This is a genomic window from Aminobacterium sp. (assembly GCF_034926885.1).
In the GTDB taxonomy this organism is placed as follows: Bacteria; Synergistota; Synergistia; order Synergistales; family Aminobacteriaceae; genus Aminobacterium.
On sequence record NZ_JAYFQR010000002.1, the window covers coordinates 34889 to 52460 of the forward strand.

The window sequence follows — 17572 nt, forward strand, 5'->3', positions numbered from 1 at the left end:
TCACCTCGCTCCTACTACTGGAGCTTTTCCGTGATCTCAGAAAGAACCTCGAGAATCAGCGCTTTAACATCTTCCTTGCTCACGACAGCTCCAGCACCACCGCTGCTCGGCTCGATAAGGAAGGAAGCTCCGTCAGCCAGGTTGGTCAAACGTGCAAGGAACAAACTTCCCTTACCGATGATCATCACCCGGTTCATAGAACCCTCTTTAATGGCTTCGCAAGCTGGGCCAACGAAAGGAACTCCAGAAGGAATGTGTCCCTGTGTATGGGCATATCCAACGAGACCTTTCTCTTTTACGAAGTTCATCATGTCGGCTTTCTCAATAACTTTCTTCATAACAGCTAACGCGGCAATCATTTTTGTGCTTGCAAGAGGCACGTCGCCGGCGCCGGCAGGAAGTGTTATTTCAGGTGTGTGAAGTTCAGCTGCAAACTTATCTACATCTGTAAATGTCAAACCAATTTTCTGCAAAGGCTCGAAAACGAGGGCAGAGGTAACAGCCTGGGGGGAAGCTCCGGAACCTACAGAGTGCTTACCCACAGCATCAAGGCGAATTACTGGATTTGTACCATCATCGGGCACAAGCATAATTGCAAAGTTTCCAAGACAATCTTCCAGTGCAGGCATTCCCTTTTTAACATGGTCGCGGCTGTTCATGTAAAGCTTAGGAATAGCTCCGCCAGCGAGCACGACACAGTTTTTACGAAGACCGGAAGCAACCTGTGATGCCGCTGCAAGCATAGCATTAACAGGGCCAGCACAGAATCCACGAACGTCACATCCACTTGCATTTACACAGCCTGCGATTTCAGCAACAGATTTTGCAAAGTTGCCGCCGCCACGCTGGTTCATATCTCCGGCAGCCTCTTCAGAACACTCGATAACAAAATCGATTTCCTCAGGAGCAACGCCTGTATTTTCCAACATGTGAAGAAGGGCCAATACTCCGCCAGCCTTACAAGCTAAATTTTCAAGTAATACGTAGGCGAAAAGGCACTCGTCAACCTCGTGACCGTTACGTGCGCATCCTACAACTTTATTGTCAAAATAGAGAGGCAAAGCTAAATGATCTTTCACTTCTGTCTCTATTTCGGAAAGGTCGTGTCCTGCCTCAAGACGGGCAAGAACATGATCATTGATTATTGGATCCTGGGCGAGCTTCTCTTTTACGCTGGCTGCAAAACCTTTCTCAAGCCAAATAATATCGAAGACGTCGCATATATCCATGAGTCCAAGGAATTCATCCTCGGGCATGATTTCACCAAACTTGCCATAACGGCTTGAACCTGTTAAACGATTTTCATACCAGGGCTGTTTCTTGGCTTCATACTCGGAAAGAGGGAAACCGCCAATATAAGCCTGGTTGGGAGCATAATCTCTTGCATCCTCAAAGGACTGCATATGTTCCGGTAAATTTTTTAAATACTCACTCTCTCCTTTATGATGGTGCCTCTCAACGTAAGGGGTGTTCCCATAATGGAGACCCAGTTCGGGGACGTGGTTCAGGCAGTAAGCGTAACCTTTAATACCAACACTGGACATGGCTGCAAAAACCTCCTCAATTAACAATCTTTCTTTATTATTCTACAATAAGAGATAGGCCCAGGGATTACCCTGGGCCCTGATTACAGACGTTACTAGTCTGTGAAAACTGTCTGATCGTCGACTTCTGTCTGAAGGGCTTTCAGAGCTTTCTCTACGAGATGCCGACGAATTGCTTTTTCTTCCTCGAAAGGCTTTGTTGGGTCACCCAGGGGGTGAGGAATGGCAACAGCTGGAACGATTCTGTTAGCACCAACAGTCAAGGAAATAGGAACGATTGTACAAACGTGAACGACTGGAAGACCAGCGCGCTCAATTTCTTTTACCATCGTTGCACCGCAACGAGTACAAGTTCCTCAGGTGGATGTTAATATTACCGCATCGACGCCGTCTTTCTTTAATTTTTCAGCAATTTCGGCACCGAAACGTTTTGCGCTGGCTACGGCAGTACCGTTACCAACTGTTGTATAGAATTTATTGTGAAGCTTTTTAAATACTCCGGCTTTTTCCATCTCTCTCAGTACGTCAACAGGAAGAACTCTGTCGGCATCCTGGTCAGCATAGGTAGCGTCATAGCCACCGTGGGCTGTGCAGTAAGCTTCAGCTGTAAGGTCATCTACGCCGGTAATATCATATTCGCCATATTTGCTGGCACTGGAAGCCTCGATATGATCAGGGTTTCCTTTGGGGCAAATACCACCAGATGTAACAATAGCAACAGTGGCATTTTTAAGGTCTTTAATGGCAGGGTTTGGAGCTACTCTGTCAAAGACAGGCATTGCATATTCAGTTGTGAAAGGTTTGCCCTGCATTTTTGCTACAAACATGTCAACAGCGCGCTCGGCAGCAAGTTTCTCATAGAACTTGTTGATTCGAACACCGCGCTCAATGTAGCCTTCCTCTGTGGGCAGACCAATTTTCTCTCCCTTAAGCTGTTTGAGAAGAAGAGCAGCCATTGCAGGCACTGCTTTACCCATTCCGCGAGCACTGTCAGCAGCCTCTACGATGAAAAGGTTCTTTCTATACATCTCAACGCCGGGGTTTTCAGGATACATGGCGGAAACGACAGGAACGCCAAGCTCTTTGGAAACTGCGGAACAAATAGCGCCGCAAGCTGTGCCATAACGTCCAGCGTTAAAAGCAGGGCCAGCTATAAAAGCATCGGCATTGCTCTTTTTCACCATATCAAGAATCGTCTTTGTTGCTTCTTCCATATTGGAAGCAAAGTATGTATCTCCACAGACAACGGTGGCGACTATTTCGGCTTCTCCTTTAAATGCTGCATTAAGGGCCATACCAGGGCCTACTACACCTTCACGAAGCTCTGGTAAATAATCAGCCTTCTCCTCACCGCCAATACCTGCAAAGAACTGATTTATATAATGAACGACACGGTAAGTCATATGTACCCCTCCTTTCTATAAGGATTTATAATGTATGCTTACTAAATTCTTCGCGCATAGATTTTACAGCAGCAGAAAGTGCCTCGGGGTCGAGAACCATTTCCATCATGCTGATCTGATCTTCCCAAGCCGCTTCATCGGCTTCATCGCGAATTTCCTGCTCAAATACGTGGTATACTGCGAGTCCCAACGGAACTCCAGCCAAAGGACCAGCGAAAGTAGGATCACCGTTTGTTACTGTTTCAGCGTAAATCTCAGCGCCTTCTGCATCAGAAGAACCAAGAATTACTACTACGTTTTCGGCTCCATACTTTTCAGCAGCATCTTTAACACGCTGCTGGTTCTGCAAGTCCATGGCTCCTGCAGCCGTTCAGACGAAACACTCGGTCACTGAGAAGACAACCTCAGCGCCGCTATCTTTGAAGCATGCTTCCATGGCAGGTCCTGGAACGCCATCGCGCTCGCCAAGAAGAAGAACTTTTTTTCCAGCCAATTTGCCCATGCTTCGCACCTCCTTTTTAGTCTTTTTTATAAGGAACTTCCTACACTACTGAAAACTAGATTGTGTAGGCTCCAAGTTTCGTGTAACCAAGCTCACTTGTAGCGCCGAGGATAGCCTGCAACTCAACGGTAATTGTGCCGTCTTCAGCAAGGGAACCCTGCCAGCCGCCAGCGATAGTGTTGGCTTCTTCAGGAATGCCGATAACTCTCTCCATTGGAGGAAGTACGATAACTTCGTTAGCGTTACCAGCTGTTACACAGGCATCGCCCTCTTTGCAGGAGTCTGCAAGAGACTGGCTTGCGCCGTCCTGACCAGCATATTCGTCAGTAAGAAGAGTGGTCTTGATTCCGGCGCGCTCGGCTTTCCAGCAATTCATGATAAGGTCGGCATCGGGGTTACCAAAGCCTTCCTCAGAGATAAGAACGCCGTCTACGCCAAGTGTCTTCGCAAGTTTGACAGCATAGGAAGAGCTTCTCTTCTTGTCGGCCAAGGTTACGTTCTCATTGGTGATGATGCAGCCGATGAAGTTGAAATCTTTTCCGTGGCGATCAAACATGGATTTGATGACAGGGTTGTTGAGGTGAACATAGGAGTTGTTCTTATCGCAAGCGGAAACGCAGTTTCCGGAAACGATAGCGCCATCAAAAACTTCTGTCGGGTTGATGAATGTGGGAAGAATTTTCTTGGCGTCTACACCGTAAACATAGGTATCGTGAAGAAGTCCCTGAGACTGAAGCATATAGAGGTATGCTACTTTAGGAAGCTCAGGATAGGCATGCATAGCTTCGTTGAAGGAAGGAAGCTCGTAAGTCTCGACCTCGTCAGCTTTTGCTTCCTTGCAGCTCTGGGCAAGGTAAGCAGCGGTCTTAAGGCCAGCCATACGGCATGCTGCTTCATGATCGTGTTTCTCAAGATCATCAACGGGAGTAAGAACAAGTACGACGTTGTTGGTCTGAGAATAAGGAGTATACTCCGCACCAGGACCCATCATATCAATGATGCCTTCCTGGAAACGAACTATTTTTCCCGTTGTTACAACGGCAGCACCTTTTAACACGAGAGTCTTGCCCTCGCCGACGGTGTCTACATCGCCGATGAAACCGGGGAATACTTCGTTAGAGCCTTCGAGTTTGCAACGAGGCTCAACAACATCCTTCACTGGAAGGATACGTACGCTCTCGCCGGGCATAGCAAGATCAACATCAATTTTAGCAAGACGCTCGTCATCGGAAAGCTTTGCAATAAGCTCTTCTTTGTTGACATAGAGAACGCCGTCTTTTACTGTTGTCTTGTCTCCCCATGCAAGTTTACTAACTTTTACGTTATGGAGTTCTAATTTCAAATGACTCCCCCCCTTTTTCGCGGATTCGCTTACAGTAATTTCTCTACATTTTCCTTGATTTTCTCAAGGGTAACCTCAGCACCGCTAATACGTGCAACCTCTTTGCCATCTTTCCAGAAAAGGAATGTGGGTAATCCCATCACCCTATTGTTGATAGCTACACGACGGTTCTGAGAAACATCAACAGAAGTGAACTTGACTTTTCCTTCAAACTCCTCGGCCATTTTATGTACGTTGGGAAGAAGGGCCATACAAGGACCACACTTAGGGCCCCAAAAGTCGACGAGTACAGGGAGACTGCTCTCCTTTACCTCTGCATCGAAATTCTCTTTCGTCAATTCGACCATTGCCATTCAACTTCACCTCCTTTCAGAAAAAGTTAAAAATCTCACTAACACGACAACACTAACCCCTATTTATCTCTGCTCATCCCCAGCAGAGAAAAACATTGAATACTTATTCAGACTTTCTTTAATAAGTTCCTTATCAAGAAATGAGAAATCATCTATCATTTCCTCTGATAGAGACGAGACTTTTAGTATCCTCTCTCCACAAGAACGATAAATCGAAAGAGCGTTTTCTATAAGCTCAAGGGAATATGTATCTACTTGACGTACAGAATTTTCACTTGGAGCTTCTAAAAGAAGGGAACGGAAAGGATGCTGATAGGGGCGCAAATTACCATAAAGCGGATGTGACAAAAGAACCCATCCTTGATGGATATAATCACGAGCTACAACCAAAACGTCGAATGACGATCCTTCTACACATTCGACATTTTTCACTCTCTTACAAAGAGTTTTATTATTTGTTACGAGGAGCTTGCGACCCATATACACTGCCTCCTATATCGATTCTATAGGTAAGACAATCTCTGTCGCATAGCCCAATCTGGCTCTATGAAAAGAGCGGCTAACTCTTCCAGAGACCCGTCCAGTCGCAATCCTTGTGCCTGAGAGTTTCCATTTTAAGGTTCCTACACCTAAAAACATTGCCCCTTCGGCGCCCCTCTACCATAGTAAAAAGGACTCTCTTGCGACCTTCCTCCGGCAATCTGTTATGATTCTACACTATAAGTGATGATAGTCAAGGCCCTTGTGAAAAATGAAACTTTCATCCTATTCACATAAATATACAAAATACAGGGGGAATTATTCTCCCCCCTGTTATCTTTACTTTAAGCAGCTATTGTCAAAACCCGCTGCTGATTTCACTTTTATTACCTTACTACTCTTTTACCATTTCAACCCCTGCCAGAAAATGATAGCAATGGCTATTGGGGCAACAGTTCTACATATCCAAATCCATACATCCATCAGACCAAATTGATATGTGCCATCGTTGCTAACCTCTTTACGCGCAGTCTCTGTCCAGACCCAGCCGACAAAAAGGGCAATGAAGAGTCCACCTAAAGGTAACAACACGTTAGAAGCCAAAAAGTCCGCCGCATCAAGGAAATCTTTTCCCGCAACTTTCAAATTGCCTGCAAGAGAAATTGCAGAAGGAATACCCAACAGGAAAATTGTCAGTCCCATAAGCAACGCAGCCTTGGGTCGTCCCCATCCCATTTCATCGATAAAGTAAGCAGAAACCACTTCAAGCAAAGAAATAGCAGACGTTAGCGCCGCTATGAAGAGAAGCAAAAAGAATAGTGATGACCAAATGGGACCACCAGGCATCTGAGAAAAGACAGATGGCAACGTAACAAATGTAAGCCCCGGGCCAGCTCCGGCTTCGACACCAAATGCAAAAACTGCCGGGAAAATAACGAGACCAGCAAGTAAGGCTACCATTGTGTCGATAAAGCATATCTGACCAACAGCACTTGGTATTGTCGTATTTCTCGTCAAATAGCTGCCATACGTAATCATACATCCCATGCCAAGAGAAAGAGAGAAGAAAGCCTGACCTAACGCTGCCAAGAAAGTATCTCCGGTAATTTTCGACATGTCGGGTTTAAGATAGAATTCAAGCCCTTTTCCTGCGCCTTCAAGAGTCACAGAACGAACAATAAGAATCAAAAGAATTACAAAAAGCGCTGGCATCAACACTTTACAATACTTTTCAATTCCTTCGCCTATACCACGATAGACAACCCAAATAGTTACTATCATAAAAAGCGCTTGGAACATAATAACTTGTGGCGTATTTGTTACGAAACCGCCAAATACATCTCCAGCCTTGCCAGCAGCTCCTGCTTCCATGAGCCCTGTCCATGAGCTAATAAAGTATTTAATAGTCCAACCGCCAATAACTCCGTAATAAGACAAAATAATAAACCCTGCAGCGACACCCATCCAGCCAACGATCGGCCAAGCTCCACCTTTTAATTTTTTAAATGACCCTACAGCATTCAACTGAGCGCGACGTCCAATGGCTACCTCTGCAAGCATAACGGAGAAGCCGATAACAAAAACAAGTGCAACATAAATAAGAACAAAAGCTCCTCCACCATTTTGGCCGGTGATATAAGGGAAACGCCAAATGTTTCCCAAACCAACGGCTGAACCAGCGGCCGCAAGAATAAAACCTATTCTACTTCCCCACTGTTCTCTCTCTCCATTGTTACTCATCTTCCATATAACCCCCCTTTTCATCTGACTACTAAAAACTTTTGTAACATTCGACTCTCACTCTATTTTTTCCTCTTCCACCTCCCCACACTCAACAACTAAATTTGAAAATACTCAAGATTGGCATTATTCAAGATATACGATAATGTACTTCAATTATACATCAAGAGGTTAATAATTGTAGCCCTTAAATGAAAATAAAATGATCAAAAATTCTTTTATTTTTTCTGTCCATTGCATAAGAAATGATATAGAGTAGAATTATATGTCGGAAGGAGTGATAGACGAGATGTGTCTTGCTGTTCCTCACACAATAGAAAAATTCTTAGGTGAAAACAAAGCGTTAGCCAACACAGGTTCCGTTCAGGTTGAAGTTCGTACAGACTTGTTAGACTCTGTTGAAATAGGAGATACCGTTCTGGTACATGCGGGTTTTGCTATTGAAAAACTAGAAAAAGACGATTCAATAGAGTTGCGGGCCCTTTGGGATGAAATTTATCAATATGCCGAACAGAGCCATGCAAAAGTCCGATAAAAAATCCAACCCCTTCAAGGCCTCTTTTACAGCTCAACATGTAATAGAAGCCATCGGCCAGAGAATTTCAAAACCATTAACTTTTATGGAAGTATGCGGAACACATACAGTCTCTATATTCCGTTCAGGAATCCGCTCTCTTCTTCCTGAAGAGTTATCTCTTGTATCTGGACCGGGATGTCCCGTCTGTGTGACAGATCAAGGAGAGATCGATTGCGCCATAGACATTCTTGACATGCCACAAATCACAGTAGCAACCTACGGAGATATGCTTCGTGTTCCTGGAACCAAGAGCTCTCTCTCCGAGAGAAAAAGCGAGGGGAAGGATGTTCGACTGGTAACAAGCGCAGCTCAGGCTTTATCCATTGCAGAAAATAACCCCGAACGAGAAGTTGTTTTTTTGGCTGTGGGTTTTGAAACAACTGCTCCAGCAACCGCAGCTACCGTTCTCGAAGCGCGCGAAAAGAACATTTCAAATTTCTCTATTCTGAGTTATCACAAACAAACACCTCCCGTTTTGGAGCAATTAGTTCAAGATCCAGACCTGAAAATAGATGGTTTTATTCTTCCTGGTCACGTCAGTGTTATTCTCGGACACAACGCCTATCGGTTCATTGCCCAAAAATATAAAATTCCTTGTGCTATTGCCGGATTCGAACCAATGGATATTCTTTTGGCCATTGCTGACCTTGTCTTTCAACATGCAAATGGTCAGGCTGTTTTACACTCTCTCTATCCACGAGCTGTCCGACCAGAAGGCAATCAAAAAGCTCTTTCAATGATAGACCGGGTATTTACACCCTGCTCTGCTCGATGGAGAGGCTTGGGAGAAATTCCTCTCTCCGGATATATGCTTAAGGAAGAGTTTTCATCGTTTGATACCCTTCTTCGGTTTCAAATAACACTTACATCACCGCCTCCTCCTGCAGGATGCCGTTGTGGTGATGTTTTAGCAGGGCATATACGTCCATTGGAATGCCCTCTTTTCGCTAAACGATGCACACCTATGACTCCCGTTGGACCATGTATGGTCTCAAGTGAAGGGTCTTGCTCTGCATACTACAAATATAATAGAGGAGGTGAATCTCCCTGGAAAAAGTCACACTTGGCCACGGAAGTGGCGGACGATTAACTCAAGATCTTATACAGGTCATTCTTTCCGTCTTTCCTAAAAAAAATCTTACGTCAGATCTTGAAGATTGTGCTCTTATCTGGGAGAAGATTGGTGTAACCATTGATAGCTTTACTGTTTCGCCTCGAGATTTTCCAGGTGGGGATATTGGAGAGCTTGCAATCTGCGGAAGTGCAAATGACTTAGCCGTTCGTGGGGTTAAACCTCAATTTATAACGATGAGTGTTGTTGCAGAAGAAGGTCTTCATATAGATGAACTCACACGATATATGAAAAGTGCCTCTTCGATATGCCAAAAACTCGGCATTCAGCTTGTAGCAGGGGACACTAAAGTAGTTCCCAAGGGACACGTTGAAGGTCTTTTCATAACAACATGCGCTGTTGGAGAAAGAGTTACACCTGCTCCGTTGGGGATGAATCTTCTCCAGCCAGGCGATACGATTATCGTTAGCACATCTATAGGACGACACGGTGCAGCAATAGGAGCAAGCCGTTTTGATCTTAATCCGGAAGACCTGAAAAGTGATTGTGCTCCTCTTTGGCCAGCATTGGAACCACTGCTCAAAATTGATGGGTTACGCTGTATGCGTGACTGCACCCGAGGGGGGCTGGGTACGGTTATGTGCGAATGGGCCGAAGGACGACAATTAGGAGTAACACTCTCAGAAGAGGGCATTCCTATTCGTTCATCAGTGCAGTCTGTCTGTGATATTTTAGGTTTTGATCCGCTTTATTTGGCGTGTGAAGGATGTGCAGCCATAGGAGTTGACCCGAAAGACACAGATAAGGTATTGAATATTTTACGGGAAAACCCTCTTTGCCAAGAAGCCTCAATAATAGGCAGTGTCACTGAAGAACATAAGGGAATGGTTGCTCTTCAGACAAAAATTGGTGGTATGCGAGTAGTGGATATGCCAGTAGGCGAAATGTTGCCCCGTATCTGCTAAGACAACAAATTATTAAATTTACATGATTACAAAAGGGAGGAGCTTTTGAAAGCTCCTCCCTTTTGTTTTATTAATCAATTTTTTTATTATCTTATTAGTTTTCTTCGTCTAATACTCGTACTATTCTTTCTATGTGTGTAGCTTTTTTAGTCTCTGTGTCGATATCAATAAGCACAGCATTAAGACGCAAATCGTCGCTGGCCACTTGAAATCGAGAGGGGAGACCTGTAAGGAATTTTGGCAAAACACTTTCTAACGTCATACCAATAGCGCTGTGATGCGCACCTGTCATTCCTACATCAGAAATATATGCTGTTCCTTTTGGTAGAATTTCTTCGTCAGCTGTCTGTACGTGAGTATGGGTTCCAAGAAAAGCTGAAACTCTGCCATCAAGATAAAAACCTAAAACCCTCTTTTCAGATGTTGCCTCTGCGTGAAAATCAATTAGGGTGGGAACATCGGCAAAATCTTCTAAAATTTCATCAGCCTTACGAAAAGGACAATCAGTATCAGGCATAAAAACCCGACCCTGCAAATTTATAAGGCCAAGCTTCAATCCTCGTTTCGAAAGAACAGTCACTCCTATTCCAGGACACCCTGGCGGATAGTTAGCAGGCCGCACTATTCGAGTTTCTTCGTCTAAAACTGTGTAAAAATCAGACCTATCCCAAATATGATTTCCTGATGTAATACCATCTACTCCTGCATCAAAGAACTCATCTTTGATTTTCTCCGTCAAGCCCTTTCCAGCAGCAGCATTTTCACCATTAACAATGACAAAATCAATCTTCGAAAATTCTTTCTTAAGAAGAGGCAACTGGGTCAAAAAAGTTTTTCGACCCGGTCGCCCCACTATATCTCCAACGAAAAGTATTCTCATCATCGCAAATGCCTACTTCGCATATTCTGTTGCCCGAACCTCACGTGTTACCGTGACTTTGATCTGACCTGGATATTTCATCTCTTCTTCGATCTTACGGGCGATATCATAGGCTATTTTATAAACAACGCCTTCATCCGTCACATTGGGAGAGACCACAACGCGAACTTCACGTCCAGCCTGTATAGCGAATGCTTTACTTACTCCCTTGAAAGATTTCGCTACTTCCTCCAACTTTTCGAGTCTGCGTATATATGCGTCAAGGCTTTCTCTTCTAGCTCCCGGACGAGATGCGCTCACAGCATCTGCAGCAGCAACAATAACGTCAAACACCGACTGCTGCTCTACATCTTCATGATGTGCCGCGATAGCATTTATGATTTCTGGAGATTCGCCATACCGTTTCGCCAAGTCTGCTCCGATAAGGGCGTGAGGCCCCTCTATCTGATGGTCCACAGCCTTCCCTATATCATGCAACAAACCGGCTCGTCTGGCCAACTCCTCATCAACACCCAATTCAGCAGCGATAATACCCGATAAGTGTGATACTTCAAGGCTATGCTGTAAGGCATTTTGTCCGTAGCTATATCGATATCGCAATTGACCTATAAGGCGAATAAGCTCATCGTGCATATTTTTAACGCCTGTTTCCAAAAGGGCGGTTTCTCCAGCTTCAAGTATCTGCTCATCAACATCTTTTGTTGCCTTTTCCACCAGTTCTTCGATCCGGGCAGGATGAATCCTTCCATCGGCAACAAGTCTTTCGAGAGAAAGACGTGCAACCTCTCTTCGTACAGGATCAAAACTGCTCAAAGTCACAGCTTCTGGCGTGTCATCAACAATAAGATCTACGCCTGTCAAGGTTTCAAAGGAACGAATATTTCGTCCTTCACGGCCAATAATACGTCCCTTCATTTCATCAGAAGGCAGAGGCACGACACTCACGGCGACTTCCGATGTCTGTTCAACAGCACAACGTTGGATAGCCGTCGCAAGAACTTCTTTCCCCTTTTTCTCCGCTTCTCGCCGCGTTCGTTCCTCTAAATCTTTCATAAGCATGCCCAAATCATGCTGCATATCGTCTTCTGTCTCTTTAAGAAGAATCTGACGGGCCTCTTCTCTCGACATTTGAGCAATCTCTTCAAGGCGTTTAACCTGTTCCTGTCGAACAAGCTCTACCTCGGCAGACTGTTTCTCTATATCGTCTTTACGTTGACGAAGTTCTTCCTCTTTGTGACCAATCCGGTCCATCTTTTTATCAAGATTTTCTTCTTTTTGCTCAAGGCGTCGTTCTGCTCTTTGAAGTTCCAAGCGACGCTCCTTACTTTCCCGTTCAACTTCCTGACGAAGTTTATACGCTTCTTCGCGAGCCTCCGCCAACTTCTCCCGTTTACGCTGTTCCCCCTCTTGAAGAGCCTCTTTAAGAATTGTTTCTGCTCGTAATTTGGCATTTTCAAGATGTTTGGCTCCAATAGTCTTTGAAAGCATGAACCCTGCTGCAACTCCAGCAGCAAGGCCAGCAGCTATTCCTATAATAGCAGTCATCATTTGCATAATTGGCCTATCACTCCTCATTTTATTATCAAGGTGCTGATCAGTAACATTTTAAGACCGCACACGTAGTGCTGAGGATTCTATTTTACAGATCAACGGAAAGGCTCACAAGTCCTTTCCAAAGCAATCTTGCAGGAACTGGCAGAAAATCCACGACGTATCAATCGTCCCCATATTTTTCGAGAATCAACATCATGCCGCTTCCACTCCTGTGCCAAGACACACGCACGATGTACTTCGTCTGTTTCCGCTTCCTCGAGCACCTTTTGAATTATCGTAGGACTCACTTTTCGTCGTCTCAGCTCGTCCCGTAACTTTCGGTCACCCCACCCCACATGAGATGCTACATAAAGAATACTATAGGCTTCATCATCTAGAAAGCCCAATTCTGTATATTTTTCTACCAATGTATGTGCTACTTCTTCAGCTGCACCCTTCTTTATGAGTTTATCCTGAATTTGCCAACACGTATAGGCTCCACGGGTCAACAAACGCTGAAGATAGTTTTCAAAATATTCTTCATTCATGCAATTCCCACCAAATCCAGGTTTCGTCCAACTGTTCTTAACACGTAGTTCAAAAGTTCCGGTTCTTTTTCAAGTCGTGAATCCTTTTCGATCAGATCAGACGCATCTTTTCGGGCCAATTCCAAGAGAGAACGATCTTTCAATAAATCAGCCACACGAAAATCTGTAATTCCATGCTGTCTGATGCCACAAACTTCTCCTGGACCGCGAAGTTTCAAATCTGCTTCCGCTATTTTAAATCCGTCAGTTGTCGCACACATAACTTTTAGCCGTTCCACAGCTTCCTTTGTTGATGGATTACTTAAAAGAACGCAATACCCCTGTTTTTTTCCTCTTCCCACTCGACCACGAAGTTGATGAAGTTGCGAAAGACCAAAACGATCCGCATCTTCGATAATCATGACCGTCGCCTCAGGAACATCAACTCCAACTTCTATAACAGTAGTCGATACGAGTATATCAAGTTTCCCCGCGGCGAAATGATTCATCACGTTTTCTTTTTCCTTCGCTGGAAGTTGTCCATGTAATAATCCCACTCTCAGTTCAGAAAATAGTTCCTGCAAATATTCATATCTTTCCGTAACTGATGTTACTGAAAGGGCTTCACTCTCTTCAATAAGAGGACACACCCAATATACTCTCTCTTTCTCCGAGCATCGCTCCCGAATGAAAGTCCACAATCGCCTCTCTTCTTTTTTCTTGAGCCAGCGAGTATGAATCTCAGTTCTCCCAGGAGGCATCTCATCTATTGTAGAGACAGAAAGATCTCCGTAAACAGAGAGCGTAAGTGTTCTGGGAATGGGCGTTGCCGTCATCACCAACACGTGAGGAACCATGCCCTCATTGCTTCCCTTGGAACGCAGTGCATTTTTTTGAAGCACTCCAAATCGATGCTGTTCATCTATAACCGCCAAACCCAGTTTCAAGAAAAGAACAGGATCTGAGAATAATGCGTGGGTCCCGACAACCACCTGTGCTTCGCCGCTTTCTATTTTGTGCAGTGTATCATCCCTCACGCTGTTTTTTAAAGAACCAACGAGCAAAACTACAGAAATTCCCAAATGTTTAAATAAGGATTTCAATCGATAGTAATGTTGTTGGGCTAAAATTTCTGTAGGAGCCATAAATGCTCCTTGAAACCCAGCTTCCACAGCTTGAATGAGGGCTAAAACAGCAATAGCCGTCTTTCCCGAGCCCACATCCCCCTGAAGCAGACGGTGCATGGGAATGCTCTGTTCCAAATCTGAACTTATTTCGAAAGAGACTCGCTTTTGCGCTTCAGTCAAGGCGTAAGGGAAGACCTCATCTAAAAACTTTTTCCGCAACGGGCCATCTACAGGTAATATTGGCGCTTTTTCTGCAAAATGCGAACGCTTACCCCGTCGGAGAGCCATTCCTGTCTGTAGAACGAATAGCTCTTGAAAAGCAAGACGATCCCGCGCTTTCTTCCAGCTCTTTCTGCCTTGTGGATAGTGCATTTCACGAACAGCTTCGAAGAACGTCGGAAATTCATATTTCAAGCAAATAGATGTTGGAAGAGGGTCCGACGTTATTTTATAATTTTCAAGACAAAAACGAACTACATTGCGAAACCAGCGTTGTTGCAATCCGGCAGTAAGTGGATAAACTGGCACAATATGTCCAATGGAATCCGGATGTTCCCCTTCCTCTATGATTTCAAATTCAGGACTCGTAATTTGCAGTTGCCCGTATCGCCATTCAACTGCACCATATAATGCAACTTCCTTCCCTGGAGTGAGAAGGCGTTCAAGTCCCTTCCGATTGAACCAGACAGCCCGTATGAAATCGTGTCCATCAGTAAGAAGAGCTTGGATAATCATGAAGCCTTTTCTTGAGGTCTGGCGTTTTTCCAAAGCAACAACACGAACGAGAAGAGAAACTGTTGTATCCGGCTTTACATCGGCAAGGGGGGTTAATCCCCTCCGATCTTCGTAACGACGGGGGAAAAAAAGAAGAAGATCTTCCACCGTCTCTATCTCTAGACGATTCAACAGTTTTTCTCGAACTGCCCCTACCCCTTTTATGTAGCGAATCGGTTGCTGATGTACTTCAAGTTCGGTCACTCCGCCTGATGCTCCTCAACTACAGTAATTTCCTGAGTAACGTCAACATCGTCTTCAATAGAATCGATTAAGGAAGAGAACTTGGTCAACAAAGCTGCCATATCACTCTTAAAGACGCGTTTCATGTCAGAAAACCTGGCCGCATCACGTCGATGACGGTCTCGCTCGTTCATCGCCTCAAAAACAATTCTCTCTCCCTTGGCCCGGGCCTCAGAAATAATAGCATCAGCTTCCTGCTTTGCCGCATCATTTTTCGCTTCTGCACTTTTTTGAGCCATGAGAAGTGTTTCCTGCAATGTATCCTTAAGATTGTTATATTCCTTCAATTGCTCTTCCAAACGCATTTTTTCCCGTTCCAGGTCTGAGAACTGCTGCCCCATAAGACGTAACGTCTCTGCTAAATGATCAAGGAATTCGTCAACCTGATCGGGGTCATACCCTCTGATAGCCCTGGAAAAGGTTTTACTTTCAATATCAAGCGCCGTGATAAGATCAGGCACGATGTTCCTCCTTCCATTCTTCCACTATACCCTTGCGATGAGATGCCATGAATACTCCTGGAGAGACACGAACTACATCTCCTCGCATAGCGAAAGCAACTCCACACAAAAAATCAAGTACACTTTGCCCTACGTCACGATCCATATTCCGCAAATCAACAATAACATTAAGACCCTTATGCAGGGCTTCCCCAAGTTCTTCTCTACGATCAAGACAAAGTTCTCCACGACAAATAATAATCTGAGCCTGTGTCGGTGGAGATTTTAAGATACGTTTCTGGCGTTCTTCAACATCTTCTTCGCCGTAGGTTGTTTCTAATTCCGTTTCATCTTCACCATTAACGTCATCGTAGTTATATTCGGCAAGCCCCAACATCGCCATAAGGCGCTCGAACATTGAACCACCTCCTATAATATAAGAGCGGTTAATACGATCGAGGACCAAATATCGCCGTCCCGATCCGGACCATGGTACTTCCCTCTTCGATAGCCCACTGAAAATCGCCGCTCATCCCCATAGAAAGTTCTGGAAGCGAAACGTCCCTTGATGAGCTTAAATTTTCTTTCAAGCTTCTGAGTAGAGCGAAAGCCTCTCTAACTTCGCTTTCTTCTTCCGTGAGAGGACCTACAGTCATAAGACCTTGAACTGTTAGAGATGGACACTCTCCCATAACATAATCGAAAAGAGAATAGACATCATCGGGAGCAACTCCATGTTTGGCACTTTCTCCCGAGGTATTGACCTCAAGCAAAACACGAACTGTACGCTTCATTTCCACACAAATACGTTCAAGTCGTTCTGCAAGAGCAATAGAATCTAAAGATTGAATAACATTAAAAAATTCAAGAGCTTTTCTTGCTTTGTTTCTCTGCAAGTGTCCTATAAGATGCCATTCAGCATTTACATTTTCCGGCCAGCTTGCCCACTTGGTCTGGGCTTCCTGCACTCGGTTTTCACCAATGTTCGTAACGCCCGCTTCCTGTATGGCCTTAACCATTTCTTCTACTTTGTGATTTTTAGTCACAGCAATAAGTTGAATCTCTTCTTTTTTGCGCCCGCTCTTCTTTGCACTTTCTGCAATCAAGCCACGAATTCTTTCTACATTTTCACAAATATTAACGTTTACCATAGCTCAACTCGACCCTCCCTGGCATGATCTGCTTTGAGTATAACAATATTTCCTGGTTGCAGTCCGCTTGTCACGAAAAAAAGATGATCAGACAGGGGAATACCATTGATTTCTTTAAAACAGGCATAGTTTCCTTCTACAAGGAAAACCCCAAGTTTCCCGCCTCGCAAGATAACCGCCGATTGAGGAACTGAAACGCCTACACGTTCTTCCGTAGAAATAAGATACGATACAGAACGATTTTTCACAATATTAACAGGAAAAAAGGGCAATGAGAGATACAATTTTGTTCTATACCCCATTTTACGAACTACGCGTATTCCCGCTTCGTACAATGATTCTTTGGGCCCTCTGCGCACCAAAAGTACTCCTCGTGCCAGTTGTTTTTCAAGGGCCGGAGTTAAATCGGCATAACCTACAATACGCAGCTGTTGAGGCATCGGAATAATTTTACCGATAGCGTCTCCCTTGTTGACTTTATGATTTCCAGGAAAATACCTCAGCGATGGAAGGTCAGGAAATTTTTCCTCTCCCCCCCAAAGGGAAGAGTAGCTCAACCCACCTTCCACACCATCAAGGCCCGGAATAAAATAACCTGTCTGAGGGGCCCGTAATTGTTGGCGTGCGGAGGCTGTTACAGTCGCAATGACATCCCCTTTGCTGACTCTCCCTCCATGCCCTGAAACAGCATATGAAAGTGTTCCCTTGAGGGGAGAAGTCACTACAACTTCGTCCCATAAAAGAACACCATACAGAGGAACCTGCTCCTCATACGAATGAGGAATAGCCTGTGCAATACGAGGATGAGTCACTTCGTAATAACGCCACCAAAGACCATAAATCCAAATAGCTGCCGTTATAAAACATAAAACAATAACTCCATAAAGAAGTTTTTTCCTTTTTTCTTTAAAGTCCATCG

General features: G+C 44.6%; 18 protein-coding genes and 1 riboswitch. Of the genes, 3 read left to right on the forward strand and 15 right to left on the reverse strand.

The genetic code is table 11. From position 1 onward, the window contains the following. Window positions 1-14: 14 nt before the first annotated feature. The 7 genes from grdC to VB083_RS00705 all read right to left on the reverse strand — a co-directional run bounded on the left by grdC (window position 15) and on the right by VB083_RS00705 (window position 7364). Window positions 15-1544, reverse strand: coding sequence for a glycine/sarcosine/betaine reductase complex component C subunit beta (gene grdC / locus VB083_RS00675; RefSeq protein ID WP_323401594.1), 1530 nt, complete (start codon window positions 1542-1544; stop codon window positions 15-17). A gap of 95 nt (window positions 1545-1639) precedes the next feature. Next, complete coding sequence (grdB, locus tag VB083_RS00680; protein ID WP_213690851.1) at window positions 1640-2947, reverse strand: glycine reductase complex selenoprotein B; 1308 nt, start codon at window positions 2945-2947, stop codon at window positions 1640-1642. Window positions 2948-2972: 25 nt separating this feature from the next. After that, entirely contained in the window at window positions 2973-3449 is a 477-nt protein-coding gene (grdA, locus tag VB083_RS00685) for a glycine/sarcosine/betaine reductase complex selenoprotein A (RefSeq protein WP_213690850.1), read from the reverse strand. A 55-nt stretch (window positions 3450-3504) separates the two neighbouring features. Continuing rightward, complete coding sequence (locus VB083_RS00690) at window positions 3505-4791, reverse strand: glycine/sarcosine/betaine reductase component B subunit (protein WP_213690849.1); 1287 nt, start codon at window positions 4789-4791, stop codon at window positions 3505-3507. A 29-nt stretch (window positions 4792-4820) separates the two neighbouring features. Further along, window positions 4821-5138: a thioredoxin family protein gene (locus tag VB083_RS00695; RefSeq protein WP_213690873.1), complete on the reverse strand. Its 318-nt coding sequence runs from the start codon at window positions 5136-5138 to the stop codon at window positions 4821-4823. A gap of 69 nt (window positions 5139-5207) precedes the next feature. Beyond that, window positions 5208-5624: a GrdX family protein gene (locus VB083_RS00700; protein WP_213690848.1), complete on the reverse strand. Its 417-nt coding sequence runs from the start codon at window positions 5622-5624 to the stop codon at window positions 5208-5210. A 97-nt stretch (window positions 5625-5721) separates the two neighbouring features. Beyond that, window positions 5722-5837: riboswitch (glycine riboswitch) on the reverse strand. Window positions 5838-6026: 189 nt separating this feature from the next. Continuing rightward, window positions 6027-7364 (reverse strand): sodium-dependent transporter, encoded by a 1338-nt coding sequence (locus tag VB083_RS00705; protein WP_213699632.1) that lies wholly within the window; start codon window positions 7362-7364, stop codon window positions 6027-6029. Between the two features lie 265 nt (window positions 7365-7629). On the opposite strand from VB083_RS00705, the gene VB083_RS00710 reads away from it, so the two are divergent. The 3 genes from VB083_RS00710 to hypE are packed head-to-tail and all read left to right on the forward strand — an operon-like array spanning window position 7630 to window position 9978. Further along, window positions 7630-7899, forward strand: coding sequence for a HypC/HybG/HupF family hydrogenase formation chaperone (locus VB083_RS00710; protein ID WP_307879850.1), 270 nt, complete (start codon window positions 7630-7632; stop codon window positions 7897-7899). Continuing rightward, on the forward strand, window positions 7868-9031 hold the full coding sequence (gene hypD, locus VB083_RS00715) for a hydrogenase formation protein HypD (protein WP_323401595.1): 1164 nt from the start codon (window positions 7868-7870) through the stop codon (window positions 9029-9031). Before VB083_RS00710 ends, hypD begins: the two co-directional genes overlap by 32 nt. Before the next feature lie 20 nt (window positions 9032-9051). After that, complete coding sequence (hypE, locus tag VB083_RS00720; protein ID WP_323401630.1) at window positions 9052-9978, forward strand: hydrogenase expression/formation protein HypE; 927 nt, start codon at window positions 9052-9054, stop codon at window positions 9976-9978. Between the two features lie 94 nt (window positions 9979-10072). Here hypE and VB083_RS00725 read toward each other — a convergent pair whose 3' ends face one another. The 8 genes from VB083_RS00725 to VB083_RS00760 form a co-directional block, all read right to left on the reverse strand. Beyond that, on the reverse strand, window positions 10073-10858 hold the full coding sequence (locus VB083_RS00725) for a TIGR00282 family metallophosphoesterase (RefSeq protein WP_213690869.1): 786 nt from the start codon (window positions 10856-10858) through the stop codon (window positions 10073-10075). Window positions 10859-10870: 12 nt separating this feature from the next. Continuing rightward, window positions 10871-12412, reverse strand: coding sequence for a ribonuclease Y (gene rny, locus VB083_RS00730; RefSeq protein ID WP_213690846.1), 1542 nt, complete (start codon window positions 12410-12412; stop codon window positions 10871-10873). Between the two features lie 92 nt (window positions 12413-12504). Continuing rightward, window positions 12505-12939, reverse strand: a complete 435-nt coding sequence (locus tag VB083_RS00735) for a regulatory protein RecX (protein WP_213699633.1) — start codon at window positions 12937-12939, stop codon at window positions 12505-12507. After that, on the reverse strand, window positions 12936-15023 hold the full coding sequence (gene recG, locus VB083_RS00740) for an ATP-dependent DNA helicase RecG (RefSeq protein WP_213699634.1): 2088 nt from the start codon (window positions 15021-15023) through the stop codon (window positions 12936-12938). The genes VB083_RS00735 and recG overlap by 4 nt, the downstream gene beginning before the upstream one ends. Then, window positions 15020-15523, reverse strand: coding sequence for a DivIVA domain-containing protein (locus VB083_RS00745; RefSeq protein ID WP_213690843.1), 504 nt, complete (start codon window positions 15521-15523; stop codon window positions 15020-15022). Before VB083_RS00745 ends, recG begins: the two co-directional genes overlap by 4 nt. Further along, entirely contained in the window at window positions 15516-15920 is a 405-nt protein-coding gene (gene sepF / locus VB083_RS00750) for a cell division protein SepF (RefSeq protein WP_213690842.1), read from the reverse strand. Before sepF ends, VB083_RS00745 begins: the two co-directional genes overlap by 8 nt. Window positions 15921-15948: 28 nt before the next feature. After that, window positions 15949-16653, reverse strand: a complete 705-nt coding sequence (locus VB083_RS00755; protein ID WP_213701266.1) for a YggS family pyridoxal phosphate-dependent enzyme — start codon at window positions 16651-16653, stop codon at window positions 15949-15951. Further along, on the reverse strand, window positions 16647-17570 hold the full coding sequence (locus VB083_RS00760) for a hypothetical protein (protein ID WP_213690840.1): 924 nt from the start codon (window positions 17568-17570) through the stop codon (window positions 16647-16649). Before VB083_RS00760 ends, VB083_RS00755 begins: the two co-directional genes overlap by 7 nt. Window positions 17571-17572: the final 2 nt, after the last annotated feature.